Raw genomic sequence first — 26337 nt, forward strand, 5'->3', positions numbered from 1 at the left:
GAGGGATACGAACCACCTGAAGACCGGTTTCCGCATAATGAGAAGCGTAAATTGGAGCATGTGGCACCGGTCATATTGGAGCGTCGGCATGGCTAAGCAGATTCAAGAGATCTTCATCGACGACCTCGACGGCAGCGAGGCGTCGGGCACCACGAAGTTCGCACTCGACGGGACCAACTACGAGATCGACCTGTCGGGCAAGAACCGAGAGAAGCTTGAGAAGGCACTTGCTCCCTTCATCAACGTGGCACGCCCCGTTCGTGCCGAGCGTGCCCGTGGCCGGCGCGGAGCCGGGGGCGGCACCCGCGTGATGAGCCGTGAAAGGTCTGCCGAGATCCGGCAGTGGGCCAAGACCCACGGCCTGCCGGTCAGCGAGCGCGGCCGCATCGCCTCCTCCGTGGTCGAGAAGTACGAGGCCGCTCACCGCAAGTGAGCGCGACGCGATGGACTCTCCCCCTGTGGGAGAGACCATGCTGGGGTTCGTGGACGGAGATCTGCTGCCCATCGGGCAGTTCGCCAGGTTGAGCCGGTTGAGCGTCAAGCAACTGCGGCACTACGACGAGCTGGGGCTGCTGGCGCCGGCGCACGTGGACGCCGACTCCGGCTACCGCTACTACCGGCGCGCGCAGGCCAGGCAGGCGTTGTCGATCGGGTTGCTGCGCTCGCTGGACGTGCCGCTGCCGGTCATCGCCGAGGTGCTGTCCGGTACGACGGACGCCCTGGACGGCGTGCGCGAGAGGCTCGAGGCCGAGCTGGCGCGGCGGCGGCGGACACTGGCGGCGTTGGAGCGCGTGATGGCCGACGGGCTGCCAGCGCCGGCCGTACGCGTGAGCACCGAACCGGCCAGGCCGGTGGCGATGGCCCGCGAAAGCGCGGCCGGGGCCGCCGACGTGGCCCGCGCCACCTCGGCCGCGATCGCCCGCCTGATGCGCGCCCTGCCGCTCAATGGGCCGCTCAAGGGGCCGCCGCACCTGATCGGGCTGTTCCCGATCGAGCTGGACGACTCCTCCTTCGAGGTACGCGCCGCACTCGTCCTCGACGAGGCCAGCGCCGCCCAGCCGTGGCAGCAGGCCGGCCTCAGCGTCGAGGTGCTGCCCGGCGGGACGTTCGCCGGCGCCACCCACGTCGGCCCCTACGACCAGATCTCGCTCACCGCCCACGCCGTGCTGGCCTGGTGCGCCGAACGCGGACACCCGCTACGCGGCCCCATCCGCGAGGTGTACGTCTCCGACCCGGCCACCACCGAGCCCGACCGGCTCGTCACCCACCTGATGATCCCCTTGGAGGAACGACCATGACCCCGACGATCGCCACCCACGGCCCCGTCACCTGCCTGAGCGTGACCGGTATGGGCGAGCCCGGCGGCAGCGAGCACACCGCGGCCATCGGCGCCCTGTACACCGTGGCCGCCGCCCTGGGCGCGAGCACCGGCCCGCTGGAGGGCCAGTGGTGGGTGGAGGACGAGCGGCACGGGCTGCAGGTGCCGCGCGAGCAGTGGCGCTGGCACCTGCTGCTGCCGCTCACGGAAACGCCACAGCAGGAGGGCGCGCTGGAGCGGGCCCGCGAGCGCAGCCGCGCCGCGAACCCGGCCGTGGACCGGGTACGGCTGGCCACCGTCACCGAGGGCCAGTGCGTGGAACTGCTGCACGAGGGCCCCTTCAGCGAGGAACACCTGTCGCTGAAGATCATGGAGGACTTCATGACCGAGCACGGGCTGATCGCCAACGGCCTGCACCACGAGATCTACCTGAGCGCCCTGGACGACCCGGCACCGCGCACGCTGCTGCGCCAGCCGGTACGGCCCGCCGAGTGAGGAAAACACGACGACCGACCCCGTCCGCGTGACCCCTGGGCGATGCCAGGCGCAGCTGACCGCGGCCCGGGCGATCGTGCAGAGCCGGGCCCGCCTGGACCGGCTGCACCGCGACGCGCTGAGCCTGGCGCTGCCGCCGATATGCGCCTCCGACAGCGTCAAGGCCGGCGACGACCTGGGAGACGACCTAAACGGCGTACTCCTCGCGCGACAGCCGCAGATAGGCGCGGTCGTCGAAACTGCGGGCATCAGGGGCCATCCCCTTGGTGGCGGCATGGTCCATGATGCGCAGCCGGTCCGCCCGTAACGACGCCCGAAGCTCCGCTTCGGCCGTCACCAGGTTCTGTGCCGGGCCGAGATAGCCGTCCGACGCCAGCACCACCTCCCACGCGTCCTGCGGTAGCACGAACGTCTCGACGAACCGCTCCGGGACCGGCCGCCCGTCCAGCACGCCGTACCCGAACGGACCGGCGTCATCCCGGTTCGCCAGCGCGGCCTGACGCTCCAGCACCGGCCGGATCAGGGCCCGTCCCGGGTCGGTGGCCGCCAGATTCTCCGGGTGCTCCCCCTCCAGCAGCAGGCAGTGCAGGTAGGCGGCCCGTGCGCCGGCCAGCACCGTGTCGATCAGCTTGCCGCCCACGTGGCGGTCCCATCGCAGCCGCCCGCCGTCCCGGCGGCCGACGGCGAGGTGGACATCGCCCACCCGCCACGCCAGCCGCCGCCGCGGCCAGGCCACCGCCGCGACGGCGGCCGGAGCGCGAAGATCGTCGTCGGGGACGGCCCAGGTGCGGCGCAGCGCGGCCAGCTCCGCCGTGATGGACGCGACCGCCTCCCCCACGGTGACGTCGGCCGGCAGGGCCGCGAGGGTACGGGCGACGCAGTCGGCGGCCAGGGCTCCGCCGCTCGCCCCGCCGAAGTCGCGGCCGGACTTGTCGGTGACGCCATCGATCACCGCCGCGCAACGAACACCGCGGCCGTCGTCCAGGACCAGCAGACGATCCTCGCCGTGCCCCGCGGCCTTCGCCAGCACCGCCCGCTCGACCACACGCCAGTCCGGCATGCCACCTCCCGCCCCCCCGGGGCCGCCACCGTCGCGGCGTCCCGCCGACTCGATCGTGTCCGAATCCGGACGCACGCGAAAGCCCGGCAGGCCCATGGCAGATGTGGCCACGAAGAGACATTGACCGAGTACGCGCTGGTTCGTAGGTTCAGGGGGCTTGTTGGACGGCATCGCCAGGAGGCGACCATGACAGCACAGTCCAGCACCACCTGCCCGTGGCCCGACCTTCCGCCCGGCCCGACCGGGACCGCCTCACCGGAGCTGGCCCGCAGGCTCGCCGAGGCTCCGATGGAGCCCACCACGATGCCGAGCGGAGACCGCGTACCCATGATCGTCAGGTACCAGGACGTCCGCGCTGTGCTCGCCTCGCCGGCCGCCAGCCGCAACCTGCGCGCCCCCGGACTGCCCCGGATGGTCAGCGGCACCGCCCTGGAGGACGACCCCGCCGCGCTGATCAACCAGGACCCGCCCGAGCACACGCGCTACCGCCGCATCATGCAGGGCGCCTTCACCCCCAGGCACATCGAGCGCTGGCGGCCTCGCGCGGCGGCGATCGCAGGCGAGCTGATCGACGCGGCCGGCGAGGAGTTCGACGTGGTCGCCGACTTCGCCCTGCCGCTGCCCGCGCGGGTGATCTGCGAGATGCTCGGCGTCCCGATGGACCGGTTCGAGCAGTTCCGCGGCTGGACGGAGATGTTCCTGTCCACGTCCGAGGCGAGCAGCGAGGCCAGGGGCGCGGGCTTCGCCGCGTTCATGGCGTACGCCGGCGAGCTGATCGCGCAGCACCGGGTCAGGCCGGGCGATGACCTCATCGACCTGCTCATCGAGGCGCGCGACGACGGCGACCGGCTGAGCGAGGCCGAGCTGACGCACATGGTCTTCACGCTGATCATGGCCGGGCACGAGACCACCGCCTCGATGATCATCCGGGGTGCGTTCCGGCTGCTGTGCCATCCCGGGCAGTACGCGCGGCTGGCGGCGCGACCCGAGCTGGTGGAGGCGGCGGTCGAGGAGATCCTGCGCTACGAGGGTCCCGGAGGCAACGGCCTGCTGCGGCTGGTCACCGAGGACATCGAGCTGTCCGGCGGCGTGGTCCCGGCGGGCTCCGTCGTGCTGCCCAACCCCTCGGGCGCCAACCTCGATCCGGCGGCGTTCGCCGAGCCACGGCGCTTCGACATCGGCAGGTTCGCCGCGAGCACGGTCAACCCGCACCTGGCCTTCGGCCACGGCCCCCACTACTGCCTGGGGGCGAACCTGGCCAGGATGGAGCTGCAGGAGGCCTTCCGCGCCCTGGCGACGCGGCTGCCCGGCCTGCGCGCGCAGGAGGACCTGCCGACGCTGCGGTGGACCGACGACGGGCTCATCTACCGCCCCATCCGGCTGCTGGTCAAGGGAGGGTGAGGACGGCGCGGCGGGCGGCGCGGGCCGCCGCGGCCGCGCGGGCGGCAGGGGCTCGTCCAACCGCTACTCTTGTCGCCCATGAGTCAGGTGGGAGATGCGACGGCGCGCGCCCTGCTGCGCAGGCTGGCCGTCGAACAGGCCGAATGCAGGGTGCCGTCGCTGACGGCGGCGATCGTGCGCGACGGGCGGCCGGCGTGGTTCGGCGGGCGCGGCCGGGTGGACGGCGCGTCGCCCACCCCCGCCACCCAGTACCGGATCGGGTCGATCACCAAGAGCATGGTCGCCGTCGTGGTCATGCGGCTGCGTGACGAGGGCGCGCTGCGGCTGTCCGACACGCTGGAAGATCATCTGCCGGGCACGCCGCTGGGCCACCTGACCATCGCCCAGCTGCTGTCGCACACCGCCGGCCTGACCGCCGAGCCGCCCACCGACTGGTGGGAGCGCACCCCCGGCATCCCCGCCGCCGCCCTGATCGAACGCCTCGGCCCCGACGAGCTCAAACACCGGCCCGGACGGCGCTTCCACTACTCCAACCTCGGCTTCGCCCTGCTCGGCGAGCTCGTCGCCCGCTCGCGCGGCACGACCTGGCTCAAGGCGTTGCAGGCCGAGGTGCTCGACCCGCTCGGCATGAACGACACCACCGCCCGGCCGCGCGCCCCGCACGCCACCGGCTACGCCGTCCACCCGTACGCCGACGTCGTGCTGCCCGAGCCCGAGCACGACGCCGAGGCGATGGGACCGGCCGGGCAGCTGTGGTCCACGCCCCATGACCTGGGGCGGTGGGCGGCGTTCGTCGGCGGCGACACCGGCGACGTGCTGAGCCCCGACACCGTCGCCGAGATGCGCGAGCCGGTCGGCGTGGACGACGGCGACGCCTGGACCGGCGGCTTCGGGCTCGGCCTGCAACTGGCCCGCGTCGCGGGGCGGCGCCTGGCCGGTCACAGCGGGTCGATGCCCGGGTTCCTGGCCACCGTGTGGGCCGACCCCGCCGACGGGGTGGGAGTGCTGTTCATGGCCAACACCACCACGGGGATGCGCGGCACGCTGCTGCCCGACCTGCTGGACATCCTGCAGCAGTACGAGCCGCGCCTGCCCGCGGAATGGCAGCCGGCCGAGGCCGACCCCGACCTGCTGGCGCTGACCGGGCTGTGGCACTGGGGGCCCAAACCGTACACGCTGCGGCTGCTGCCCGAGCGCGGGCTGGCGCTGGAGCCGGTCGGGGGCAGCGGGCGGGCCTCACGGTTCGTGCCCCGGCCCGACGGGACCTGGCTGGGGCTGGACGGCTACTACGCCGGGGAGACGCTGCGGGTGGCCGCCGACCATCTGGACCTCAACACGTTCATCTTCACCCGCACCCCGTACGACCCGGCCGCGCCGGTGCCGGGAGGGGTCGCCGGCTGGCACGCCTGACCGCATCCCGGACGGCGTACGCCGGTCATGGCGCGTCGTAGCGCAGGCGAGCGGCGGCCACGTACTCACGGTGCTGCTCGGCCCAGGTGATGAGCCCCGCGACCTGGGCCGAGAGCGTGCGCCCTACCGGGGTCAGGGCGTAGTCCACCCGGGGCGGCGAGGTGGGGGTGACCGTGCGCTCCACCAGGCCGTCGCGCTCCAGGCTGCGCAGCGTGAGAGTGAGCATCCGCTGGGAGATGCCCTCGATGGCGCGCTGCAGCTCGGAGTAGCGCCGGGGACCGCCGCCGAGCAGGTCCATCACCAGCACGCTCCACTTGTCCCCGACGCGGTCGAGGATGTCGCGCAACCGGCACCTCGGATGATCCCCGGAGACTGGTTCACGCACATCGGTGTGCCTTACGCGGGTCAAAGTGCCTTCTTCCGCCATGGCGGCATTGTGCACCACACTCGACGCGCGCACAAAAAGTAACCAACGCACAGGAAGTGCTGTTGGGACAAGCATCGGAGTGATCATTATGCGTGCCATGGCTTTTACCGACTTCGGCGCCGGCCTGGAGGCCACCGAGCTGCCCGTGCCGGAGCCCGGTCCCAGCGAGGTGCTGGTCCGGGTGCTGGCCTCCTCGGTCAACGGTTTCGACCTCGGCGTGCTGGGCGGCACTCTCAAGGGCGTGTACGAGTACGAGTTCCCGGTCGTGCTCGGCAAGGACTTCGCCGGAACCGTGGCGGCCCTCGGCCCGGGCGTGACCGGCCTGGCGCCGGGCGAGCACGTGTTCGGCGTGGTCATGCGCCCGACCCTCGGCCAGGGCGGCTTCGCCGAGTACGTGGTCGTGAGCGAGCAGTACGGCCTGGCTCAGATCCCCGAAGGGCTCGACCACGCCCGCGCGGGCGCGCTCGGCCTGGCCGGGACCGCCGCGCTGAACGCCGTCGACGCCGTCGCCCCCGCACCGGGCGAGACCGTGCTGATCTCGGGTGCGACCGGCGGCGTCGGAGCCTTCGCCGTCCAGCTGGCCGCCGCGCGCGGCGCCCGCGTGATCGCCACCGCGCGGCCCGGAGCCGAAGCCGCCTTCGTCACCGGCCTGGGCGCCACCTGGGCCGTCGACCACGCCGATCTGGAGGCGCAGGTACGCGCGATCACGCCCGGCGGCGTGGACGCCGCGCTGCATCTGGCGGGCGACGGCCCGGCCGTGGCCGCCCTGCTGGCCGACGGCGGGCGCCTGGCCTCCACCCGGCACTACCTGCCCGAAGAATCCGATCGGAAGATCACGGCCACGGCGGTGATGGCCGACCCGACCCCCGCCACTCTGGCCCGGCTGGCCGCCGACGCGGCCGAAGGACGGCTTCGGGTGCCGGTGGCCCGCTCCTACCCGCTGGCCGAGGCGCCCCGCGCGATCAGCGACTTCACCGCCGGCAGCGTCGGCAAGCTCGCCGTCACGATCTGACCGGAGCGCGCGGCCCGCCCGACGAAGCCGGACCGTGGGCACGCCGCATCCCGTACCTGGACAGGGCCGCGCTGAAGGAGAACGACGACGACCTGGCCGGCTGCGCCGAGCTGCGGATCTGGCGGGCCTGCCTCCTGGTGCGCAAAGGGGACGTGGCGCACCTGGTGCACGAGCGCCGGACCGACGTCGAGGAAGCTCAGGAAGCGTTCGCCCGGAAGGACGAACGGTAGGACTGCGGCGTGACACCCACGACGCGTTTGAACCGCTCACGGAACGCGGTCGCCGAGCCGAAACCGGCCTGCGCGGCGATGCGCTCGACGCCGTGGTCGGTGTTCTCCAACAGGAACTGCGCGCGCCGCACGCGGGCGCGCAGCAGCCACTGCAGCGGAGTGGTGCCGGTCTGCTCGCGGAAGCGGCGGCTGAAGGTCCGCTCGCTCATCCCGCTGCGCAGGGCCATCTGCGCCAACGTCACCTCGTGGGCGAGGTTCTCCTCGAGCCACGACAGCACCGGCTCCAGCAGCGACCCCTGCGGGACGGGCGGCTGGGCGTGGAAAATGAACTGCGCCTGACCGCCCTCCCGCTCCAAAGGCATCACCGACAGCCGGGCCGAGTCAGCGGCGACCGCCGAGCCGAGATCCCGCCGGATGATGTGCAGGCACAGGTCCAGGCCGGCCGCCGCCCCGGCCGAGGTCAGGATCTGGCCGTTGTCGACGTACAGGACATCCGGCTGCACATCCACCCGCGGATACAGCTGGGCCAGCCTGCCGGCCGCCACCCAGTGCGTGGTCGCGCTCAGCCCGTCCAGCAGCCCGGCAGCGGCAAGGGTGAACGCTCCCGCGCAGATGGAGGCGATCCGGGTGCCGGCGGCCGCGGCCGCGCGCAGGGCGTCGAGCACCTCCGGACCGGGCGGGGCGGCCTGCTCGGAGCATCCCGGCACGACGATCGTGTCCGCCTCCCGCAGCGCCTCCAGCCCGTGCGGGGCGATGATCGTGAACGTGCCACTGGCCACCTGCGGCGTCGCGGCGCAGACCAGGACCCGGTACGGCCGGCGCCCGTCCGCCAGCCGGGCACGCCCGAACACCTCGATCGGCGTCGCCAGGTCGGCCGCCACCACATGGTCCAGAGCCAGGACCGCCACCGTGTGCATGACGACACGGTAGGCGAGAACCCGTGGGAAATTGGCGATCCAGCCCCTGGGGCGGCCAGGGGCGGCCGCTCTAGCCTTGGCGGGCCGAAGCCAACCCTCCTGGAACGGATTGCCACACCCATGTCCGTCATCATGCCGATCGTCATCGGGCTGATCTGCGTCTGCCTCCTCTCCCTGATCCCCGAACCGCATCGACGCCTGGTCAACGCCGTGCTGGTCGGCGGTGCGGGCGCCGCCTACCTCAGCGGGGGCGGGCTCGGGTACGGGGAGTTCGTCCTGCCGACCGTCATGACCTATGTCGCCTACCGAGGGCTCAACAGCTGGACCTGGATCGGCGTCGGCTGGCTGCTCCACACCGCCTGGGACGTCCTGCACCACCTCCAGGGCAGCCCCCTCCTCCCGTTCGCCGAGGATTCCTCCTTCGGCTGCGCCATCTGCGACCCGGTGATAGCGCTGTGGTGTTTCGCGGGCGGGCCGTCGGTCTTCGGCTGGACCCGGCCTTGGAGGAGGCCGGGCGCAGGTCAGGCGGTGCCCCCGGGAGAGATCGGGCCGCTCTCGTAGGCGACCACGACGGCTTGGACACGGTCGCGCAGGCCGAGCTTGGCCGTCGGTCACCCGGTCACCTTGTCCAGGAAGGCGAGCAGGTTGGCCCGGGTGCGGGCGATCTTCTCGGCCGGGGTGAGGGACTCATCGGTGATCCCGTCGCCCGCGGCCTGCCTCTTCCCGCGTACGTACAGGGAACAGCCCAGGTCGGTGCAGAGGTACTGCCCGACCGAGTTGCCCTGACGGCCGGCCTCGCCCGTGCGGCGCGCGGTCATCAGCGCCACGCCGCCGCTGGTGTGCGTGGTCAGGCAGAGCGAGCACATGCTGCGAGAGGTGAAACCCCGCGACGCGCCGGAGGTCGCCCGGAGCGCGACCCCGACGAGGCCGTCGTCGCGTTCGGCCACCAGGTAGGCGCGGTCGGGCGCGCCGGGATCTCGCCATCCGAGGAAGTCGAGGTCTTCCCAGGGGCTGTCCGTGAAGTCCTTGGGGAGGTTGAGCCGCTTGACCTCCCCTTTGGAGCAGTTGACGAAGGACGTACGGATGTCGCGTTCGGTGAGTGCGTGCATGGGCGTGGAGGCTAGCCGTACTTAACGGTAGTATGCAAATACTTAAAGCCTGTAAGTTTGGGAGGGCGGCACATGGCACGCGCCGGAGTGACCGCGGAGCGCCTGACCCGGGCGGCGGCGGACCTGGCCGACGAGATCGGCTTCCAGAACGTGACCGTCTCGGCGCTCGCACGCGGATTCGACGTCAAACCTGCCGCCCTGTACGCCCACGTCAAGGACCTGCAGGACCTGCGGGTCAGAGTGGCCGAGCTGGCCCTGACCGAGCTCGCCGACAGGGCCGCCGCCGCGCTGGCCGGACGATCGGGCAAGGACGCGCTGGTGGCCTTCGCCCACGTCTACCGCGACTACGCCAAGCAGCACCCCGGCAGGTACGCCGCGGCGCAGATCGAGCTCGACCCGGAGACGGCGGCCACCAGCGCGGCACACCGGCACGCGGAGATGACGCGGGCGATCCTGCGTGGCTACGAGCTGTCGGGCTCCGACCAGACGGACGCGGTGCGACTGCTGGGCAGCACCTTCCACGGATATGTGTCCCTGGAGACGGCAGGCCGGTTCGACCGCCACCCGCGCGACGTGGACGCGTCGTGGTCCAGAGCCCTGGACGCACTCGACGTGCTGCTGCGGCACTGGCCGCCGGCCTGACGGCCCCTCATCGGCTGAGGACGTCCCCCGACGGCGCACCACGGCCGGCGGCGCTGTCCACGCCTTCGAACAGCGCCGCCGCCCGCGCGGCGGTGCCGGCGGCCCAGCGCCCGGTGCTGAGCAGCCCCAGGGCCAGGATGGCGAGGCCGAGCCCGAGCTCCAGCCACCACACGGCGTGCGCCGCGCCGGTGAACGCCGTCCCGCCGCGGGCCAGGGCCGGCCCCACGATCGTCCCGGAGATCGCGATGCCCAGGGCCATGCCGCTCTGCCGGCCGACGGAGGCCACCGAGGCGGCCACCCCCGCCATCGAGGCGGGCATCCCGGAGACCGCCGTGTTGGTGATCGGCGGGTTCACGGTGCCCAGGCAGAGGCCGAACAGCAGGTACGTCGCGAGCACGGCCGGCAGCGGGGTGGCCGGTCCCAGCCAGAGCGACGCGCCGCCACCCACGGCCAGCGCGGCCCCCGACACCACCAGCGGCAGCCGGGGCCCGCGCCCGCCGACCAACCGGCCCGTCACCGGGGACAGCGCCACGATCAGCAGCCCGGCCGGGAGCAGGCACAGCCCGGCCGCCAGCGCCGACATGCCGCGCACGTCCTGCAGGTACAGGGTCGTCACGAACAGGAACGCCCCGAACCCGCACAAGGCGAACAGCGCTATCAGGATCGCCGAACCGAACGGCACACTGCGGAACAGGCGCAGCTCCAGCAGCGGGTCCACGCGGCGCGGTTCGTAGGACAGGATGCCCAGCACGCCCAGCACGGCGACGGCGAGCAGGCCGAGGATGACCGGCGAGGTCCAGCCCAACCGGCCGGACTCGATGATCGCGTAGACGAGGCTGCCCAGCACCAGCACCACCAGCGTCTGGCCCACCGGGTCGAACCGGCGCGCCCGGGCGGCACGTGACTCCGGCACGAACAGCGCGGCGCACACGATCGCGGCGGCCACGATCGGCACGTTGATCCAGAAAATGGACCGCCAGCCCAACCCGTCCACCAGAGCGCCGCCGAGGATCGGCCCCAGCCCCAGCGACAGGCCGGACATCGCGCCGAACACGCCGATGGCCCTGGCCCGCTCCGCCCGCTCGGGGAACACCGTCACGATGATCGCCATCGCCACCGGGTTGCACATCGTGCCGCCGACGGCCTGCAGCGCACGCGCCGCGACCAGCCACCCGATGCTCGGCGCCAGGCTGCACAGCAGCGAGCCGAGACCGAAGGTGGCAAGGCCGACCTGGAAGATCCGCCGGCGGCCGACCCGATCGGCGGTGGACCCGGCCAGCACCAGGAAACCGGCCAGCACGAGGGTGTACGCGTCGACCGTCCACTGCAGGCCGGACACCGAGGCGTGCAGGTCCCGGCGCATCTCCGGCAGCGCCACGTTGACGATGGAGACGTCCATCACCACGACGACGATGCTGGCGCAGCAGATCGCCAGCACCAGGAGCCGGCGGCGCCGGCTGAGCTCCGCCACGCCGCTCATGGCCTTCACCCGCGTTGAAACACTCATGAGGACGACGCTAGAAATTAGAGCATGCTCGAAGTCAAGCAGCGGCGAGAGCCCTCCTGGACGTACGTGGCCGCCGCGGTCCACGTCCCGGCAGCGCCGGAGCAGGTGTTCGCCCTGATCACCGACTGGGACCGGCACCGGGAGTGGATGTTCATGACCGATGCCCGCCAGGTGGGCGAGCACGCCGTCGAGGCCTACACCGGGCTGCGGCCGTTCGGGTTCCTCGACACGATGACGATCACCCGCTGGGAGCCGCCGTCCCTGGTGCGGGTCACCCACACCGGCCACGTCGTACGCGGCGAAGGCGTCATCCGGGTGCGGGCACAGGACGGCGGCAGCCGCGTCATCTGGGCCGAACGGCTGCGGTTGCCGTTCGGGCCGCTGGGCCGGGCCCTGTGGCCGCTCGCCCGTCCCGTCTTCGCCGCCGTCCTCCGCCACTGCCTGCGCAAACTCGCCACCCTGCTCCCCCGCGCCTGACGGGAACCTTCATACGGCGGGCGGTGTAGCCATGGCATGGCTCCCTACACCAGACGCCGAGCGCTCATCCTGTGCGGCGCCGCCGCCGTCCTGTCGGCCTGCGCCCCGGACGGGCGCCCCCAGCCCCCACCCGCGAAGCCCCCGCCATCCGGGCGGCTGTACGCCGACACCGCCGCCGGGCTGGCCGTCGCCGACCTGGCCCGCGGCACCGTCCGCGCCACCTACCCCGGCGCGGTCGCCGACCACCGCTGGGCCAGGCTCTACCAGCTGCACGACGGCCACCTGCGCACCTACCGGGCCGCCGACGGCACCCTCGTCGACGACCTGCCGATCGCACGAACGTCCTCCCTGCAGGTCAAGGCCGTCACCACCGGCGTGGCCGCGATCGGCCCGCCGCCCGGCCCGCGCACCCGTACCACGATCACCCTGGCCACCGGCGGACGCCGGCGCACGCTCGAGCTCGACGGCAACATCGAGCCGGAGGCGTTCTCCGCCGACGGCAACGCGATGTACGTCCTGGACCGCCTGCCCCCACGGGCGCCCAACCGCTACCGGGTACGCGTGTACGACGTGGCCCGCGGCACGATGGGCGCCCTGCTGACGCGCGACAAACGCCAGATCCCGCCCGGGCAGGAGGAGGAGATGCACGGCCAGGGCCGCCAGGCGGTCCTCGACCCCGCCCAGAACATCCTCTACACCCTCTACACCCATCAGGACGCCCACCTGCACACCCGGGACCTGGCCGCCGGCAGGGACCTCAGCCCGGGGGTGCACGCCTTCGTCCACGTCCTCCACCTCGACCAGGGCTGGGCGTACTGCCTGGACCTGCCGGCCCCGTTCGGGCTCGGCCCGCCCGAGGCGCACACGCTGGCAGTGGAGGACGCACGGCTGTACGTGTTCGACGCCTCCACCGGACGCGTGGTCCTGGCCTCCACCAGGGACCTGACGATCACCCGGACAGGGCGGCCGGGCAGGCTCATGAGCCCCACCCCCGGGGGGACGGGTGAGGCGTTCGCGGTGGCGGGCGACGGGCGGCTGTACCTGGCGGCGGGCCGGCGGCTGCTGGTCTGCGACGGCGCCACCCTCGCGGCCCAGGCCGCCTGGGACCTGCCCGGGCAGGCACGCGGCCTGGCGTACCTGGAAGGCGAACTGCTGGCCGGGACAGGTGAGCAGGTGCTGCGTCTGGAACCGCACACGGGCGCCCGGCTGGGCGCCATGACGCTCCCGGGCCTGCGCGCCCTTCGCCACGCCGAACGCACCGCCGGATGACCTTGGAGGCGTCCAGGGCGCTGATGCTGGGCGGGCCGCCGGCCTCCGGCGTGCTGTTCCTGGCCGTCTTCGCCCCCTTGGCCGTCCTCGCCTACCGCCGCCGCACCTGACCCGCCCCTTGCCCGGGAACGTCGTAGCCGCTGGCTATTGTCGGGTGCCATGAAGTACGTGCTCATGATCGGGCTCGACGAGTCCGAGGTGCCCGAGGAGATCGCCCTCCACGGGTGCGGCGGCTGGAGCGAGGAGATGGCGCGGCGGGGCGTCGTCAGGGGCGGGCTCGGGCTGCGGCCGGCCGCCGAGGCCACCACCGTGCGGGTGCGCGACGGCGGCGTGCTGCTGACCGACGGGCCGTTCGCCGAGACCAAGGACCAGATCGGCGGGCTGAGCGTCATCGAGTGCTCCGGGCTGGAGGAGGCCGTCGAGATCGCCTCGAAGCATCCGGTGGCCCGCTACGGCTCCATCGAGATCAGGCCGCTGCTGGACCTATGACCGACCTCGAGGCCGTCTTCCGCCGCGAATGGGGCCAGATCGTCGCCACCCTCATCCGCCTGACCGGCGACTGGGACCTGGCCGAGGAGTGCGCCCAGGACGCCTTCGCCGCGGCGCTGGAACGCTGGCCGCGCGACGGCGTGCCCGACCGGCCGGGCGCCTGGCTGACCACGGCGGCCCGCAACCGCGCCACCGACCGGCTGCGGCGCGAAGCCGTCGGCGCCGCCAAGCTGAAACAGGCCGCCCTGCCGGAGGGGCCGCCGCCCGCCGTGGACGACTTCCCCGACGACCGGTTGCGGCTGATGTTCACCTGCTGCCATCCGGCGCTGTCACTCCAGGCGCAGGTCGCCCTGACGCTGCGCACACTGGCCGGGCTGAGCACGGCCGCGATCGGCCGGGCGTTCCTGGTGCCCGAGCAGACCATGTCGCAGCGCCTGGTCAGGGCCAAACGCAAGATCCGGACGGCGGGCATCCCGTTCCGCGTGCCCCCGCCGCACCTGCTGCCGGCGCGCCTGCAGGCCGTGCTCGGCGTCCTCTACCTGCTGTTCAACGAGGGCTACGGACGCTCCCAGGGCTTTGACAGCACCGGCGGGTCCGAGGGCTCCGGCGGCACCGACTGGTCCGCGGACTCCGGCGGCACCGAGGGGTCGGCTCTGCGCGGCGAGGCCATCCGGCTGGCCCGGCTGCTGGCCACCCTCCTGCCGGGCCACCCCGAGACGGGCGGCCTGCTGGCCCTGATGCTGCTGCACGAGGCCCGCCACGCCACCAGGACCGCCCCCGACGGCACGCTCGTCCCCCTGGAGGAGCAGGACCGCACCCGCTGGGACCGCGCCCGCATCGACGAGGGCGTACGCGTGCTGGATGAGGCGCTGGCCCGCCACGCCCCCGGCCCGTACCAGGTGCAGGCCGCCATCGCCGCCTGCCACGCCACCGCGGCCCGCCCCGAGGCGACCGACTGGCCGCAGATCGTCATCCTGTACGAGCACCTGACCCGCCTGCAGCCCACCCCGGTGATCGAGCTCAACCGCGCGGTGGCCGTCGCCATGTCCCGCGGCCCCGAGGCCGGGCTGGCACTGGTCGACCGCCTGGCCGCACACCAGGTGCTGGACGGCTACCACCTGCTGCCCGCCACCCGCGCCGACCTGCTGCGCCGCCTGGACCGCCGCGCCGAGGCGGCCGAGGCCTACCGTCAGGCGCTCGCCCTGGCCACCGCCGAGCCCGAGCGGCGCTACCTCACCCGCCGCCTGAGCGAGGTCACCCGCTGACCGAGCACAGACCGCCGATCGGCAAGACTCGCCCCGCACATCATCCCGAAGAAGCGCACGCCACCCTCTTCGACGCCGACCACGACGGCCGCGGCGCCCGGCCCGGCCGCCGGCGCGCAGACGGGTACCGCCACGACGTGCGACCGGACGACCTCGCCGTCCCGATGGGCGCCGGAAGCGACCAGCCGCCCCCGTCGACTCGTGGCCGGTTTCCCGATGGCTTCCGTAGCCGTGTTGTGGTCATGGGGTCCTGGTCATATCCGGCCGAACATTCCCGCTAAGAGGTCGCGCGGATAGGCGGCGTTGAGGGTGGGCGGTCCAACTAGGATCAATGAGTGAGCCGCCGCGGGCTCGGCACTGATGGCCATGAGGCGTGACCAGCAGAGAGGAGTACACGCGTGACAGACGCGACGTCCTTCCTGCTCGAACGCCTGCACGCGGCCGGCCTGACCGACGTCGTCGCGGTCGAGCCGGCCACTGGAGGCCTCGCCGCGACGGCGGGGCTCGCGCGCCGCAGTGACGGCACGTCGGTGTTCGTCAAGGCGTTCGGCGAGCCGCCGTCGGAGGACGCCTTCGCTGCGGAGGCCGAAGGGCTCACCGTGCTGCGCGAGGCGGGCGGCGTCGCCACGCCCGAGATCATCCTCGCGGACCGCGACCTGCTCGTGCTGTCCGTGCTGCAGCCCCGGCCGGGCACCGCGGCCTTCTGGGAGCAGCTCGCGCATGCGCTCGCCCACCTGCACACCACCACGCGGCACCCCCGGTTCGGGTGGCACCGGGACAACTGGCTGGGCCGTCGTCGGCAGGTCAACACCTGGGATGACGACGGGTACGAGTTCTTCGCCCAGCACCGTCTACTGCGCTGGCTCGGCGAGCGTCGCGTCCAGGAGGCGCTCGACGCCGCGGACCGGGCGGCACTGGAGCGGCTGTGCGACCGGCTGCCCGAGCTGCTGCCGATAAGGCCCGCGTGCCTGACGCACGGCGACCTGTGGGCGCTGAACGTCATGGCCACCCCCGACGGGCGGCCCGTGCTGATCGACCCGGCCGTGTCGTACACGTGGGCCGAGGTCGACCTGGCCCACGTGTGGACGACGGCGCCGCCGCCCGAGGCGCACGTGTTCTTCGGACTGTACGCCGAGCTGACCGGGCTCGACCGCGACTGGCGCGAACGGATGCCGATCCTCCAGCTACGCCAGCACCTGGCCGTGATCGCCCAGTTCGACCCCGACTGGGGCGCCGCCGACCTCGTGCGCGCCACGCTCGCCCCGTTCCGGCAGCGGCCCTGAGCTCAGCTCAGAGGATCACTGCCTTCGGACCGCTGTGGAGGGGTATATCGACGCGGCGGTGAAGCGCCTGGAGGCCGGCGAGCTGGGCGTCGGCCCGGAGATCCGTGCCCGGCTCTCACCTCTGCTGTTCGAGCACATCGACTTCCACGGTTTCCACCCCTTCATTCGCCCGCAGGTGGGCGGCGGGTTGCGCGAGCTGCGTGATCCGAACGCTGGCCCTGATGAGGAGGAGCGAGGCCGATGGGTGTGCCGCGCGAGGGCCTGGGCACGATGGCCGATCCGGCGGAACGGGCGGCGGTGCTGGTGGCCATCGGGCTGCCGGCCGCCAGGCAAGGGCGGCCGTCATCGGCCAGTAAAGTGATCACGATGATGGACGCGCGGCTGACCACCCACTGTGACGTTTCCACGGCCATGGCCCGCTACGACGACCGGGAACTGGCCGAGCTGCTGGAGCGCGAGGCCGTGCCCCTCGGCACCGGCATCGGCGGGGCGTCCGCGCGGCTCGAGGTCGGCGGCACCTCGGTCTTCGTCAAACGCGTGCCCCTCACCGAGCCCGAACTGCGCCACCCGCACTCGACGGCCAACCTGTTCGGGCTGCCGCCTTTCTGCCAGTACGGCATCGGCTCGCCCGGCTTCGGCGCCTGGCGCGAGCTGGCCGCGCACACGACCACCACCGAGTGGGTGCTGACCGGCCAGTTCCCCGGCTTCCCGCTGCTGTATCACTGGCGGGTGCTGCCCAACGCCGAGCCCGCCCCCCTGTACGGAGAGCTGGCCGACATCGATCGGGCCGTCACTTTCTGGGAGGGCGCGCCCGGCGTGCGCCGCCGCCTCGAAGCGCTGGCAGGAGCTCCGGCGAGCCTGACGCTCTTCCTGGAGTACTTTCCCCACAACCTGCACCAGTGGCTGGACGAGCGAATGCGCGCGGGCGACGCCGACCGCGCCTGCGCCCTGGCGGACCAGGAGCTGCGTGCGGCCGTGTCCTTCATGAACGCGGGCGGCCTCCTGCACTTCGACGCGCATTTCGAGAACATCCTCACTGACGGGCGCCGCTTCTACCTGACCGACTTCGGGCAGGCCGTGTCGACCCGGTTCGACCTGTCAGAGGAGGAACAGGCCTTTTATCGCCGGCACCTCACCTTTGACCGCACCTACACGCTGACGTACCTGGTGAACTGGCTGGCCGGCGCCTTCCACGGCGCCGACTGGCCGGGGCGTCGCGAACTGGTGCGGGAATGGGCGGCGGGAGAGCGGCCGGCCGGCGTGCCCGGCGGGGTCGCGGCCCTGCTGTCGCGGCACAGCCCGCTGGCCACCGTGCTGAACGACTTCTACCACGAGCTGCAGAGTGAGAGCAGGAAGACGCCGTACCCGCTGGAGGAGATCCGCCAGGTTGCCGGACGGCACGCCCTGCCGCTCGAGTAAAGGTCACCCACCGCTTGAGAGAGGTGCACGCCCACCAGGCGAGCCCCGCTGACCAGCACCTCATCGCCCGTCATGCGGCGACGGGGCGCTCACCCGGTTGGATCATCGGGTGCCGATGAGGTGGTCGCGCGGAGGTATCGGTGGGCGAGCCGGCGCAGGTGCGTGAGGAGTTCCGGCGGCCCGGTGACGTCGAAGTCCGCATCGAGCAGGCCCAGGTGGACGCCGAGGGTCTCGATCGTGTCGGCGCCGGTGTGCAGGACGCAGGTACGGTCGTCGAGGCGTTCGACCGTACCGGCCGCCGGGCCGATCCGATCGGCGATGACCTCGGCCGGCGCGTGCACGGTGACCCGCGCCCGGTAGCGCCAGGCGGCGGCGGACACCCGGCCTGACACGTACGCGGCGACGTCGTCGTCGGGCAGGTCCCGTGAGGTGAAGCGGGGGCCGGTCGGGGTACGGGGCCGGATCCGGTCGACACGGAAGGTGCGCCAGTCGTCCCGCTCGACGTCCCAGGCCAGCAGGTACCAGCGGCGGCCCCAGATGACGAGCCGGTACGGCTCGACAGTGCGCACGGTGGCCGCGCCGGCGTGGTCGTGGTAGTCGAAGCGGAGCCGTTCCCGGTCCCGGCAGACCGCGCTCAGCGTGGTCAGGACCGACGCATCGACGCTGGGCCCGGCGTCGCCGCGGGGTACCGGCACCGTGTAGGCCTGCAGGGTGGCGACCCGGCGCCGCAGCCGCGACGGCAGCACCTGCTCCAGCTTCGCCAGCGCCCGCAGGGACGCCTCCTCGATCCCCGCGATGGCGCCACCGGTCGCGGTCCGCAGGCCGACGGTGACGGCGACCGCCTCCTCATCGTCGAGCAGCAACGGCGGCAGCACGGCACCGGCGCCGAGCCGGTAGCCGCCGGCGGAACCGCGGGTGGCCGGCACCGGGTAGCCGAGGGTGCGCAGGCGCTCCACGTCGGCGCGCACGGTACGCCCGCTCACGCCGAGGCGTTCGGCGAGTTCGGCGCCGGTCCACTCGCGCGGGGTCTGCAGGAGGGAGAGCAGCCGCAGGAGGCGGGCCGAGGTGTCCAACATTCGTCAAGCATGCCGGACCATTAGGAGCGGTATCGTCCTAATGGTCCGGCACGATCGGTGCCATGACCGAGATCGACACGGCCGAGATCCGTGATTTCCGTATCGACATCTCGCAGGCCGACCTGGACGACCTGGCCGAGCGCCTGGCCCGGGTCCGCTGGACCGACGAGCTGCCCGGCGCCGGCGGTGACTACGGCGTGCCGCTGCCGTACGTGCAGGGCCTGGTGCAGCGGTGGCGCGACGGCTACGACTGGCGCGCGTGGGAGGCGAAGCTCAACTCCCACCCGCAGTTCACCACCACCATCGACGGGCAGAACGTGCACTTCCTGCACGTCCGCTCGCCCGAGCCCAACGCCACGCCGCTGCTGCTCACGCACGGCTGGCCGACCACCGTCGTGGAGTACCTCGATGTCATCGGCCCGCTGAGCGATCCGCGAGCCCACGGCGGCGACCCGGCCGACGCCTTCCACCTGGTGATTCCGTCCATCCCCGGTTTCGGCTTCTCCGGGCCCACCGCCGAGCGGGGCTGGGACCGTTACCGGATCGCCAGAGCGTGGGCCGAGCTGATGCGCCGGCTCGGCTATGCGCGTTACGGCGCGCACGGCAACGACTGCGGCTCACACATCTCGCCCGAGGTCGGTCGCTGCGATCCCGAGCACGTGATCGGCGTGCACGTCACCCAGATCTTCTCCTTCCCCTCCGGCGACCCCGCCGAGCTGGCCGGCCTGGCTGAGGAGGACCAGAAGAAGGTCCGGTTCCTGCAGTGGTGGACGGACAACAGCGGCGCCTACGACAAGCTGCAGTCCACCGCGCCGCAGACACTGGCCCACGCGCTGGCCGACTCGCCGGCGGGGCAGCTGGGCTGGAATGCGCAGCTGCTCGGCCCGAACCTCGACGCGGACTACGTGCTGACCAACACCATGATCTACTGGCTCACCAACACCGCCGCATCGGCCGCACGCCTGTACTACGAGGACTTCCACGCGGAGGGCAAGCCGGCAGAACCCACCACCGTGCCGCTCGGGCTGGCCAACTTCGCCTGGGACTTCCAGTCGATCCGCCCGTTCGCCGAACGCGACCACAAGAACATCGTGTCCTGGAACGTCTACGACACCGGCAGCCACTTCGCCGCACACGACGTGCCCGACCTGCTGATCGACGACATCCGCGGCTTCTTCCGCCGGCTGCGCTGAACCGTGCCGATCGGGGGTGCGCCGCGCGCACCCCCTGTTTGACCTTCCGGGAGCACCGCCATGCAGACCCTGACCCGCCGCGCCCTCAACCGCGCCACCCTCGATCGGCAACTGCTCCTGCGCCGCGCCGACCTCACCCCGCTGCAGGCCATCGAGCACCTGGTGGGCCTGCAGGCGCAGACCCCGCACACCTGGTACGTGGGACTGTGGAGCCGCCTCGCCGCCTGCCGGCCCGAGCAGGTCGCGGCGCTGCTCACCGAGCGGCAGGCTGTGCGGATCGCCCTCATGCGCTCGACGATCCACCTCGTCAGCACGGCCGACGCGCTCGGGCTGCGCCCGCTCGTGCAGCCGGCGCTGGACCGCGACCTGTTCGCCAACCACACCCACGGCCGGGCGATGCGCGACCTGGACACCGGCCAGGTGGTGGCCGCGGGCCGGGAACTGCTTGACGAGCGGCCCCGCACACCGGGCGAGCTCGGCCGGCTGCTGGCCCAGCGGTGGCCGGACCGCAACCCGGCGAGCCTCGCCTACGCGGTGCGCAACCTCCTGCCGGTCGTGCAGACCCCGCCCCGCGGGGTGTGGGGCTCCGGCGGCCGGACCGTCCACGCTCCTCTCGAGTCGTGGGCGGACGCGCCGCTGCGCACCGACCACACGATCGACCGGACGGTCCTGCGTTACCTGGCCGCGTTCGGCCCGGCGACCGTACGCGACGTGCAGACCTGGTGCGGGCTGACCAGGCTGGCGGAGGTGCTCGACCGGCTCCGGCCCCGCCTGGTCACCTTCCGCGACGAGAACGGCGCGGAGCTGTTCGACCTGCCTGACGCGCCCCGGCCCGATCCGCAGGTCAGTGCGCCCGCCCGGTTCTTGTACGACTTCGACAACCTGCTGCTGTCACACCACGACCGCTCCAGGGTGATCACCGACGGGTTCCGCCGGCAGAACTTCAAGCCGCACGGGCCCGTCCGTCGCCTGGTGCTCCTCGACGGGTTCACCGCAGCGACCTGGACGTTCGCCACCGCACACGGCACGGCGACACTGAGCGTGCACCCGTTCGCACCGCTGTCCGCCCCCGACCGCGACGCGTTGACCGTCGAGGGCGGCGGCCTGCTGGACTTCCTCGCTCCCGACGCCTCACACGAGATCCGCTTCACCGCCTAGGTCACGGAGACCACAGCGATCCCAGCAGCCGGTAGCCGGAGGAGGCCTCGCCGGCGGGCGACCCGTCGCGCTCGCTTCTTCAGGCGAGGCGCTGGAGCTGCCGTTCGTGCACGCCGGCCACCCACTCCCAGCCGTCCTTGGCCGATGGGCCGACCCGCGGGTCGCTGAGAGCACAGCCGCCACGCAAGGAGCGCAGGTACGCCCGATCCTGGTCGATCCGGGCATGCACCTCGTCAGCTCCGCCGACGGACCCGTGGCCCGCGACGAAGACATCGACGTCACCCGCCACGCCCTCCAGCAGTCGCAGCGCGGCGAGGTAGTCCTCGATCGGGTCAACGGTGCCGTTCAGGTCGAGCATGGGAATCAAGACATCAGAGAGCATGTCGCCGGCGACGAGAACCCCGCGTTCCTCGATCAACAGCGCCGCATGGCCCGGAGCATGCGCTTGATGCTCGATGATCCGGACCCCGGGGCCGTCCCAGGGGATCTGCGTCGTCTCGGAGGGCAGGCCGGTAATGAGACCGAGCAGGTCCAGCGGTACCTCCTCGGGGATGCCGGCGGCCTTGGCGACCGCATCCACCCCACCCGACGGGCGCTCTCGCGCGGTAGCCGCGCAACGCGCGGTGCCGTAACGGGGCGCCGCGCCGAGACCGGGGTGCCAGAGCAGGTGATCCCAGTGAGGATGCGTCGAGAAACCTGCCACGACGGCCTGGCCCGCATCGGACAGGTCATTCGCCAGGCAGGCCAGCTCGTCGCCCAGCACCCCGGCGTCGATGAGCAACACGCCACCCCGGCCCTGCACGACCACGGCGTTGCTCTGGCAGAACTCGCTCTCGTGGACCAGCACGCCCTCCGCGACCTGCCTCAGCACGAGCTGGCCTCCTTGACGTCCCGGATGGCGTAGCGATGCATCGTGACGCCCTGCTCGAACGATCGCTGCTCGAGCAGCTCGAGGTCGATCGGCACGTCGTAGCCGTCGAACAATCGTGGAACCACGGTCCGGGTGTCCGATCAACGCGGCCGTCGAGGTGCTCGGAGATCGCTGGTCGTTGCTCGTGCTGCGCGACGTCATCCTCGGCGACCGCCGCTACTTTCGGGCGCTGCTCACCGGCTCGATCGAGGGCATCGCTTCGAACATCCTCGCCGACCGCCTCGTGCGGCTCGTCGAGGCAGGGATCCTCACCCGCGGCAGCGCCGCGCGGGGGCAACGCGCTCGCTACAGCCTCACCGAAGCCGGCATCCAGACTCTTCCGATCATCTACGCCCTCGGCAACTGGGGCCTCGACTGGCGCCCGGGCAGCGACGAGCTCCGGAGCCGGCAGCAGCTCATGCGCGATGAGGGTCCGGCGTTCATCGAGGAGCTCATGGACGAGCTTCGCGTCCGCCACCTCGGCGCCCCGCCGAAGCCGCACGACGGTCCAGGCCCGTTCGAGCGCATCGACGCCGCCATGGGACAGACGCACTGACTTGCTGCTCAGGCCCCGAACGAGGCACAGACTCGTGGCCAGGCGCCTGAGATGGCCAGGCGCCTGAGATGGCCAGGCGCCTGAGCAGGCCCTTCCCCTCGGCCCGCGCCTCAGGCCGGAGATCCCGTGTCGAAAGTCATCGCCCGTCTCGTGACATTTGCTTCTGTTTCGCTCCAGGCCCTCAGGTGGAGGATCGCTTCACGTAACCCCACCTCAACGGGAGCATTCATGACCCTCTCACCCGCGACCAAGACCGTCCGGATCGAGCGCACCTATGCGACCACGCCCGAGCACGTGTGGCGCCTGTGGACCACCGGCGAGGGCATCGAGTCCTGGTGGTCGCCCGACGGCTTCACGGTGAACGTCGGGAAGCTGGACCTGCGGCCCGGCGGCGAGCTGATCTACACGATGACCGCGACCGCGCCCGAGCAGATCGCGTTCATGGAGGGCGCCGGGCTGCCGCTGAGCACCGAGTCGCGCAAGACCTTCGTCGACGTGGAGGCGCCCGCGCGGCTCTCCTACACCTCCCTGGCCGACTTCATTCCGGGCGTGGAGCCGTACGACTTCCTCACCGTGGTCGAGATCCGGCCCGAGGGCGACGGCGTCCGCGTCACCATGACCATGGACGCGATGCATGACGAGGAGTGGACCCAGCGCCTGACGGCCGGCCGCGGCAACGAACTGGACAATCTCGGCCGGGTCATCGATGCGGGAGAAGGCCCCGCCTGATCTCGTCACGCTCGTGGTACGCATGGTCTCGTCCTTGAACGGCCACGACGCCGCCACTCTCGGCCCCCGCCTCCGCCGACGGACGATCGCAGCTGACCCGGGGCGTCGGCATGCTCGCGCGTCCGAGACCCCAGTTCTCGCAGGACCGGCCGCCGGATTCGATATCCGGCTGCGGCCTCTACTCTGGTCAGCCAGGATGCGAGGACGGGCGGTGGGAGGATTGGCGGACCTGTGGCGAACCGACCGCGCCGTCCGGCTGGCGCCGGTCGGCGCGGCCGCCTGCAGCGCCCTGCTGCCGCTGGTGCAGGTCGGGCTGGCGTTCAGCTATGTGGGCAACGGCGTCGGCACCGGGCTGTGGAGCATCGCGGCGACCGCGGCCTACCTTCCGCTGCACCTGCGCCACGTCTGGTACGCGGCGCGGGCGCACAGGCCGCCGCTCGGCGGCTGGTCGCTGGCGGTGATGGCCGTGGTCATCCTCGGGGCCACCCCACTGGCCGGGAACATGTGGCCGCGGGCGTACACGGCCCTGGTGGTGTCGTTCCTGCTGGTGCTGCCCGCACCGTGGTCGTACGTGGGGTACGTGGCGGTGGTGGCCACGGCGGCGCCGGTGGCCCATACCCTCGGGCTGTCGTGGGCGGCCGCGCCGTGGCTGACGTTCTCGGTGCTGTGCGGCAGCGCGGCGCTGCTGATGCTGGTATGGCTGGCCGCGGCGTTGACCCGGTTGCAGACGGCCAGGGAGGCGCTGGCTCAGCGGGCCGTCATGCAGGAGCGGCGCAGGATCGACGACGACCTGCGCCACAGCCTCGGCAGCGCGCTGGAGTCGATCGCGGCGCGTGGTGATCGGGCGGCGGGCAAGGCCGCTGGGGGCGAGCCGGCGGACGCGGCGGAGGAACTCACCGGGCTCGCCGACGATTCCCGGCGCACGCTGGCCGAGGCCAGGCGGCGGGTACGCGGCTACCGGCAGCCGTCGCTGCGCACCGAACTGGAGACGGCCGCCGCCCTGCTGACCGCGGCGGGCATCGTCACCCGCCTGGACCTGCCTCGCGCCGGCATCCTGGACACCATCGCCCCGCAGCAGCGAGATGCGCTGCGCGCGACCGTCACCCGCCTGCTGCGTGAGGGGAACGCCCGCGCCTGCACGATCACGGCGACCGTCCTGGACGGCCGGGTGCTGCTGGAGGTGCGCGCCGACGGCGCCGTCGAGACGATCGAGGTGCCGGCATGACCCCCTCCATTCCGCCGCGGTGGGTGCTGCGGCACCCGCACTGGCCCCTGATCGCCCTGCACGTGCCGCTGGCCGTCCAGGTGCCGGTGTACACGAGCCTCGGCACGGACGGTTCGCCGCCTTCCGCCCCGCTGCCCGCGATCCTGGCCACCGCCGCGATCCTCGGGCTCCAGCTACGGCACAGCCTGGCCGCCGCCCGGGGTGAGCGGCCCGCGGGGTGGCGCTGGAGCTTCGCGGCACTCCTGTTGCTCACCTACGCGCCGCTGTGGGTGCTGAACCTGAACTGGGTGGCCATCTCCACTCTCGTTCTGGCCTCGACGGTGATGTTGCTGCGCGGCCGGACGATGTGGGCGGTTGCCGCCGCACAGCTGGCGGTCTACGTGGTCTTCCAGGTGATCGCGACCGTACGGACACCGGGCTTCAGCGTCTGGCAGGTCGTCATCCTGGCCCTGTACGCCGTGGTCGTGCCCAGTCTGTTCGCCGCGGCCCTAGTGGGCGGGGCCCGGCTGGTCCGGCTGCTGAACGAGCTGGACGCCGCCCGAACCGAACTGGCCGCGACGGCCGTCGGCGAGGAGCGGATCCGGGTCTCGCGCGACCTGCACGACCTGCTCGGCCAGAGCCTGTCGGCGATCTCCCTCAAGGGCGACCTGGCCCTGCGGCTGCTCACCAGGGACGCCACCGCCGCCCGCGCCGAGATCGAGAGCCTGACCGGCGTGGCCCGCGACGCGCTGCACGACGTACGCGCGATCACCCGCGACCAGCACACCGTGTCGCTGCGTACGGAGATCGACGGGGCCGCGGCCCTGCTCGGCGCCGCAGGGGTGGACACCCGGCTCGACGTGGCAGACCTGCCGTCACTGCCCGCCTCCGCGCAGAGCGCCCTGGCCTGGGCCATCAGAGAGGGCACCACGAACCTGCTGCGCCACAGCGACGCCGGCTCCTGCACCATCACGCTCTCCCGGCAGCGCGGGAGCGTACGGCTGGAAATCGTCAACGACGGCGTCCGCGACGGCCTGGGGAACGGCTCCCAGTACGGCTCCGGGCTCGCCGGAGTGGCCGAGCGGGCCGAAGCCGCGTCCGGCTCGTCCGACGCCGGTGTTCACGACGGCCGGTTCCGGCTGTCGGTCGAGGTCCCCGAGGAGGTCGCGTGATCCGCGTGCTGATCGCCGAGGACATGCACATGATCAGGTCCGCGCTGGTCGCGTTGCTGTCGCTGGAGGACGACATGGAGGTGGTCGCCGAGATCGAGCGCGGGGACGAGGTGCTGGACGCCGCGCTGCGGGTGCGCCCCGACGTCGCCGTACTGGACATCGACATGCCGGGCCTGGACGGGCTGTCGGCGGCCGAGCAACTGTCCGCGCGGCTTCCCGACTGCCGCACTCTCGTGCTCACGGGGCTCAGTCAGCCGGGCAACCTGCTGCGTGCGCTGAAGGTGCATGTGAAGGGATTCATCGTGAAGGACGCCCCGGCGCAGACCCTCACGGACGGGATCCGGCGGATCGCGAGAGGCGAGCGGGTGATCGACCCCGAGCTCGTCGCGGCGGCGCTCGAGACAGGCAGCAGCCCGCTGACGGCCCGCGAGACCGAGGTGCTGCGCGCCGCGGCGAGCGGCATCCGCACCGCCCAGATCGCCACCCAGCTCTCGCTGTCGCAGGCCACGGTACGCAACTACCTGTCGAACGCGATCAGCAAGGTAGGCGGGCGCAACCGCATCGATGCCATCCGCATATCTCGTGACGCCGGCTGGCTCTGACGGGCCG

Annotated in this window: 29 protein-coding genes; 21 read left to right on the forward strand and 8 right to left on the reverse strand. The window is 72.4% G+C overall.

Translation table 11 applies throughout. The features are described from left to right. Nucleotides 1-88: 88 nt before the first annotated feature. The 3 genes from AB0J64_RS11880 to AB0J64_RS11890 are packed head-to-tail and all read left to right on the forward strand — an operon-like array spanning nucleotide 89 to nucleotide 1813. Entirely contained in the window at nucleotides 89-433 is a 345-nt protein-coding gene (locus AB0J64_RS11880) for an Lsr2 family protein (protein ID WP_364024505.1), read from the forward strand. A gap of 10 nt (nucleotides 434-443) precedes the next feature. Beyond that, entirely contained in the window at nucleotides 444-1298 is an 855-nt protein-coding gene (locus AB0J64_RS11885) for a MerR family transcriptional regulator (RefSeq protein ID WP_364024508.1), read from the forward strand. Further along, nucleotides 1295-1813, forward strand: a complete 519-nt coding sequence (locus tag AB0J64_RS11890) for a hypothetical protein (RefSeq protein WP_364024511.1) — start codon at nucleotides 1295-1297, stop codon at nucleotides 1811-1813. The genes AB0J64_RS11885 and AB0J64_RS11890 overlap by 4 nt, the downstream gene beginning before the upstream one ends. A 187-nt stretch (nucleotides 1814-2000) precedes the next feature. Here the strand turns inward: AB0J64_RS11890 and AB0J64_RS11895 are convergent, their stop codons facing one another. Further along, the gene (locus AB0J64_RS11895) at nucleotides 2001-2873 is read right to left on the reverse strand and encodes a hypothetical protein (RefSeq protein ID WP_364024514.1); all 873 of its coding nucleotides are present in this window, start codon (nucleotides 2871-2873) and stop codon (nucleotides 2001-2003) included. Nucleotides 2874-3059: 186 nt separating this feature from the next. On the opposite strand from AB0J64_RS11895, the gene AB0J64_RS11900 reads away from it, so the two are divergent. Continuing rightward, nucleotides 3060-4274 carry a cytochrome P450 gene (locus tag AB0J64_RS11900; protein WP_364024517.1) on the forward strand — a complete coding sequence of 405 codons (1215 nt, stop codon included), beginning with the start codon at nucleotides 3060-3062 and terminating at the stop codon, nucleotides 4272-4274. A 78-nt stretch (nucleotides 4275-4352) separates the two neighbouring features. Further along, nucleotides 4353-5684, forward strand: a complete 1332-nt coding sequence (locus AB0J64_RS11905; RefSeq protein WP_364024521.1) for a serine hydrolase domain-containing protein — start codon at nucleotides 4353-4355, stop codon at nucleotides 5682-5684. Nucleotides 5685-5709: 25 nt separating this feature from the next. Here the strand turns inward: AB0J64_RS11905 and AB0J64_RS11910 are convergent, their stop codons facing one another. Next, nucleotides 5710-6030, reverse strand: a complete 321-nt coding sequence (locus AB0J64_RS11910) for a helix-turn-helix domain-containing protein (protein WP_364024523.1) — start codon at nucleotides 6028-6030, stop codon at nucleotides 5710-5712. Nucleotides 6031-6208: 178 nt separating this feature from the next. Between AB0J64_RS11910 and AB0J64_RS11915 the strand changes: the two genes are divergently transcribed. Beyond that, on the forward strand, nucleotides 6209-7123 hold the full coding sequence (locus AB0J64_RS11915; RefSeq protein WP_364024526.1) for an NADP-dependent oxidoreductase: 915 nt from the start codon (nucleotides 6209-6211) through the stop codon (nucleotides 7121-7123). Nucleotides 7124-7319: 196 nt separating this feature from the next. On the opposite strand, the gene AB0J64_RS11920 is transcribed toward AB0J64_RS11915, so the two are convergent. Beyond that, entirely contained in the window at nucleotides 7320-8270 is a 951-nt protein-coding gene (locus tag AB0J64_RS11920; protein WP_364024529.1) for a helix-turn-helix domain-containing protein, read from the reverse strand. Nucleotides 8271-8390: 120 nt separating this feature from the next. Between AB0J64_RS11920 and AB0J64_RS11925 the strand changes: the two genes are divergently transcribed. After that, entirely contained in the window at nucleotides 8391-8831 is a 441-nt protein-coding gene (locus AB0J64_RS11925) for a DUF6010 family protein (protein ID WP_364024532.1), read from the forward strand. A gap of 50 nt (nucleotides 8832-8881) precedes the next feature. Here AB0J64_RS11925 and AB0J64_RS11930 read toward each other — a convergent pair whose 3' ends face one another. Beyond that, the gene (locus AB0J64_RS11930) at nucleotides 8882-9379 is read right to left on the reverse strand and encodes an FBP domain-containing protein (RefSeq protein WP_364024535.1); all 498 of its coding nucleotides are present in this window, start codon (nucleotides 9377-9379) and stop codon (nucleotides 8882-8884) included. A gap of 72 nt (nucleotides 9380-9451) precedes the next feature. On the opposite strand from AB0J64_RS11930, the gene AB0J64_RS11935 reads away from it, so the two are divergent. Continuing rightward, nucleotides 9452-10021 carry a TetR-like C-terminal domain-containing protein gene (locus AB0J64_RS11935; protein WP_364024538.1) on the forward strand — a complete coding sequence of 190 codons (570 nt, stop codon included), beginning with the start codon at nucleotides 9452-9454 and terminating at the stop codon, nucleotides 10019-10021. A 7-nt stretch (nucleotides 10022-10028) separates the two neighbouring features. Here the strand turns inward: AB0J64_RS11935 and AB0J64_RS11940 are convergent, their stop codons facing one another. After that, complete coding sequence (locus AB0J64_RS11940; RefSeq protein ID WP_364024541.1) at nucleotides 10029-11528, reverse strand: MFS transporter; 1500 nt, start codon at nucleotides 11526-11528, stop codon at nucleotides 10029-10031. Between the two features lie 24 nt (nucleotides 11529-11552). Here AB0J64_RS11940 and AB0J64_RS11945 point away from each other — a divergent pair, with 24 nt between their 5' ends. The 6 genes from AB0J64_RS11945 (at nucleotide 11553) to AB0J64_RS11970 (ending at nucleotide 17730) form a co-directional block, all read left to right on the forward strand. Beyond that, complete coding sequence (locus tag AB0J64_RS11945) at nucleotides 11553-12005, forward strand: SRPBCC family protein (RefSeq protein WP_364024544.1); 453 nt, start codon at nucleotides 11553-11555, stop codon at nucleotides 12003-12005. Nucleotides 12006-12041: 36 nt separating this feature from the next. Continuing rightward, on the forward strand, nucleotides 12042-13274 hold the full coding sequence (locus tag AB0J64_RS11950) for a hypothetical protein (RefSeq protein ID WP_364024546.1): 1233 nt from the start codon (nucleotides 12042-12044) through the stop codon (nucleotides 13272-13274). Nucleotides 13275-13433: 159 nt separating this feature from the next. Beyond that, nucleotides 13434-13763, forward strand: a complete 330-nt coding sequence (locus AB0J64_RS11955) for a YciI family protein (RefSeq protein ID WP_364024549.1) — start codon at nucleotides 13434-13436, stop codon at nucleotides 13761-13763. Continuing rightward, entirely contained in the window at nucleotides 13760-15028 is a 1269-nt protein-coding gene (locus AB0J64_RS11960) for an RNA polymerase sigma factor (protein ID WP_364024551.1), read from the forward strand. Before AB0J64_RS11955 ends, AB0J64_RS11960 begins: the two co-directional genes overlap by 4 nt. Before the next feature lie 398 nt (nucleotides 15029-15426). After that, on the forward strand, nucleotides 15427-16311 hold the full coding sequence (locus AB0J64_RS11965) for a fructosamine kinase family protein (RefSeq protein ID WP_364024554.1): 885 nt from the start codon (nucleotides 15427-15429) through the stop codon (nucleotides 16309-16311). Nucleotides 16312-16551: 240 nt separating this feature from the next. After that, nucleotides 16552-17730, forward strand: a complete 1179-nt coding sequence (locus AB0J64_RS11970) for a protein kinase family protein (RefSeq protein WP_364024557.1) — start codon at nucleotides 16552-16554, stop codon at nucleotides 17728-17730. Between the two features lie 89 nt (nucleotides 17731-17819). Here AB0J64_RS11970 and AB0J64_RS11975 read toward each other — a convergent pair whose 3' ends face one another. Beyond that, nucleotides 17820-18806: a YafY family protein gene (locus tag AB0J64_RS11975; protein ID WP_364024560.1), complete on the reverse strand. Its 987-nt coding sequence runs from the start codon at nucleotides 18804-18806 to the stop codon at nucleotides 17820-17822. 62 nt (nucleotides 18807-18868) lie between these two features. Between AB0J64_RS11975 and AB0J64_RS11980 the strand changes: the two genes are divergently transcribed. Both AB0J64_RS11980 and AB0J64_RS11985 read left to right on the forward strand, forming a co-directional pair. Further along, nucleotides 18869-19999: an epoxide hydrolase family protein gene (locus tag AB0J64_RS11980; protein ID WP_364024563.1), complete on the forward strand. Its 1131-nt coding sequence runs from the start codon at nucleotides 18869-18871 to the stop codon at nucleotides 19997-19999. A gap of 60 nt (nucleotides 20000-20059) precedes the next feature. Beyond that, entirely contained in the window at nucleotides 20060-21157 is a 1098-nt protein-coding gene (locus AB0J64_RS11985) for a winged helix DNA-binding domain-containing protein (RefSeq protein WP_364024566.1), read from the forward strand. 79 nt (nucleotides 21158-21236) lie between these two features. Here the strand turns inward: AB0J64_RS11985 and AB0J64_RS11990 are convergent, their stop codons facing one another. Further along, a complete protein-coding gene (locus tag AB0J64_RS11990; RefSeq protein ID WP_364024569.1) occupies nucleotides 21237-22028 on the reverse strand; it encodes an MBL fold metallo-hydrolase in 792 nt (263 codons plus the stop codon). Continuing rightward, nucleotides 22022-22153: a hypothetical protein gene (locus tag AB0J64_RS11995; RefSeq protein ID WP_364024572.1), complete on the reverse strand. Its 132-nt coding sequence runs from the start codon at nucleotides 22151-22153 to the stop codon at nucleotides 22022-22024. Before AB0J64_RS11995 ends, AB0J64_RS11990 begins: the two co-directional genes overlap by 7 nt. Here AB0J64_RS11995 and AB0J64_RS12000 point away from each other — a divergent pair. The 5 genes from AB0J64_RS12000 (at nucleotide 22144) to AB0J64_RS12020 (ending at nucleotide 26330) form a co-directional block, all read left to right on the forward strand. Next, entirely contained in the window at nucleotides 22144-22623 is a 480-nt protein-coding gene (locus AB0J64_RS12000; RefSeq protein ID WP_364024575.1) for a helix-turn-helix domain-containing protein, read from the forward strand. The genes AB0J64_RS11995 and AB0J64_RS12000 overlap by 10 nt on opposite strands. Before the next feature lie 228 nt (nucleotides 22624-22851). Then, nucleotides 22852-23352, forward strand: a complete 501-nt coding sequence (locus tag AB0J64_RS12005; RefSeq protein ID WP_364024578.1) for an SRPBCC domain-containing protein — start codon at nucleotides 22852-22854, stop codon at nucleotides 23350-23352. A 211-nt stretch (nucleotides 23353-23563) separates the two neighbouring features. Then, nucleotides 23564-24577, forward strand: coding sequence for a hypothetical protein (locus AB0J64_RS12010; RefSeq protein ID WP_364024581.1), 1014 nt, complete (start codon nucleotides 23564-23566; stop codon nucleotides 24575-24577). Continuing rightward, nucleotides 24574-25728: a histidine kinase gene (locus AB0J64_RS12015; protein WP_364024584.1), complete on the forward strand. Its 1155-nt coding sequence runs from the start codon at nucleotides 24574-24576 to the stop codon at nucleotides 25726-25728. Before AB0J64_RS12010 ends, AB0J64_RS12015 begins: the two co-directional genes overlap by 4 nt. Further along, on the forward strand, nucleotides 25725-26330 hold the full coding sequence (locus AB0J64_RS12020) for a response regulator transcription factor (RefSeq protein WP_345002961.1): 606 nt from the start codon (nucleotides 25725-25727) through the stop codon (nucleotides 26328-26330). Before AB0J64_RS12015 ends, AB0J64_RS12020 begins: the two co-directional genes overlap by 4 nt. Nucleotides 26331-26337: the final 7 nt, after the last annotated feature.

The sequence above is a fragment of the Nonomuraea sp. NPDC049695 genome (genome assembly GCF_040674955.1).
In the GTDB taxonomy this organism is placed as follows: domain Bacteria; phylum Actinomycetota; class Actinomycetes; order Streptosporangiales; family Streptosporangiaceae; genus Nonomuraea; species Nonomuraea helvata.

What these genes read in the sequence shown, in the direction of transcription:
- AB0J64_RS12005 (WP_364024578.1), top strand. Translation starts at nt 22,852, where the DNA reads ATGACCCTCTCACCCGCGACCAAGACCGTCCGGATCGAGCGCACCTAT.
- AB0J64_RS11960 (WP_364024551.1), top strand. Translation starts at nt 13,760, where the DNA reads ATGACCGACCTCGAGGCCGTCTTCCGCCGCGAATGGGGCCAGATCGTC.
- AB0J64_RS11915 (WP_364024526.1), top strand. Translation starts at nt 6,209, where the DNA reads ATGGCTTTTACCGACTTCGGCGCCGGCCTGGAGGCCACCGAGCTGCCC.
- AB0J64_RS11900 (WP_364024517.1), top strand. Translation starts at nt 3,060, where the DNA reads ATGACAGCACAGTCCAGCACCACCTGCCCGTGGCCCGACCTTCCGCCC.
- AB0J64_RS11945 (WP_364024544.1), top strand. Translation starts at nt 11,553, where the DNA reads ATGCTCGAAGTCAAGCAGCGGCGAGAGCCCTCCTGGACGTACGTGGCC.
- AB0J64_RS11935 (WP_364024538.1), top strand. Translation starts at nt 9,452, where the DNA reads ATGGCACGCGCCGGAGTGACCGCGGAGCGCCTGACCCGGGCGGCGGCG.
- AB0J64_RS11930 (WP_364024535.1), bottom strand. Translation starts at nt 9,379, where the DNA reads ATGCACGCACTCACCGAACGCGACATCCGTACGTCCTTCGTCAACTGC.
- AB0J64_RS11955 (WP_364024549.1), top strand. Translation starts at nt 13,434, where the DNA reads ATGAAGTACGTGCTCATGATCGGGCTCGACGAGTCCGAGGTGCCCGAG.
- AB0J64_RS11920 (WP_364024529.1), bottom strand. Translation starts at nt 8,270, where the DNA reads ATGCACACGGTGGCGGTCCTGGCTCTGGACCATGTGGTGGCGGCCGAC.
- AB0J64_RS11925 (WP_364024532.1), top strand. Translation starts at nt 8,391, where the DNA reads ATGTCCGTCATCATGCCGATCGTCATCGGGCTGATCTGCGTCTGCCTC.
- AB0J64_RS11980 (WP_364024563.1), top strand. Translation starts at nt 18,869, where the DNA reads ATGACCGAGATCGACACGGCCGAGATCCGTGATTTCCGTATCGACATC.
- AB0J64_RS11970 (WP_364024557.1), top strand. Translation starts at nt 16,552, where the DNA reads ATGGGTGTGCCGCGCGAGGGCCTGGGCACGATGGCCGATCCGGCGGAA.
- AB0J64_RS11985 (WP_364024566.1), top strand. Translation starts at nt 20,060, where the DNA reads ATGCAGACCCTGACCCGCCGCGCCCTCAACCGCGCCACCCTCGATCGG.
- AB0J64_RS11940 (WP_364024541.1), bottom strand. Translation starts at nt 11,528, where the DNA reads ATGAGTGTTTCAACGCGGGTGAAGGCCATGAGCGGCGTGGCGGAGCTC.
- AB0J64_RS11890 (WP_364024511.1), top strand. Translation starts at nt 1,295, where the DNA reads ATGACCCCGACGATCGCCACCCACGGCCCCGTCACCTGCCTGAGCGTG.
- AB0J64_RS11895 (WP_364024514.1), bottom strand. Translation starts at nt 2,873, where the DNA reads ATGCCGGACTGGCGTGTGGTCGAGCGGGCGGTGCTGGCGAAGGCCGCG.
- AB0J64_RS12015 (WP_364024584.1), top strand. Translation starts at nt 24,574, where the DNA reads ATGACCCCCTCCATTCCGCCGCGGTGGGTGCTGCGGCACCCGCACTGG.
- AB0J64_RS11950 (WP_364024546.1), top strand. Translation starts at nt 12,042, where the DNA reads ATGGCTCCCTACACCAGACGCCGAGCGCTCATCCTGTGCGGCGCCGCC.
- AB0J64_RS11905 (WP_364024521.1), top strand. Translation starts at nt 4,353, where the DNA reads ATGAGTCAGGTGGGAGATGCGACGGCGCGCGCCCTGCTGCGCAGGCTG.
- AB0J64_RS11885 (WP_364024508.1), top strand. Translation starts at nt 444, where the DNA reads ATGGACTCTCCCCCTGTGGGAGAGACCATGCTGGGGTTCGTGGACGGA.
- AB0J64_RS11880 (WP_364024505.1), top strand. Translation starts at nt 89, where the DNA reads ATGGCTAAGCAGATTCAAGAGATCTTCATCGACGACCTCGACGGCAGC.
- AB0J64_RS11975 (WP_364024560.1), bottom strand. Translation starts at nt 18,806, where the DNA reads ATGTTGGACACCTCGGCCCGCCTCCTGCGGCTGCTCTCCCTCCTGCAG.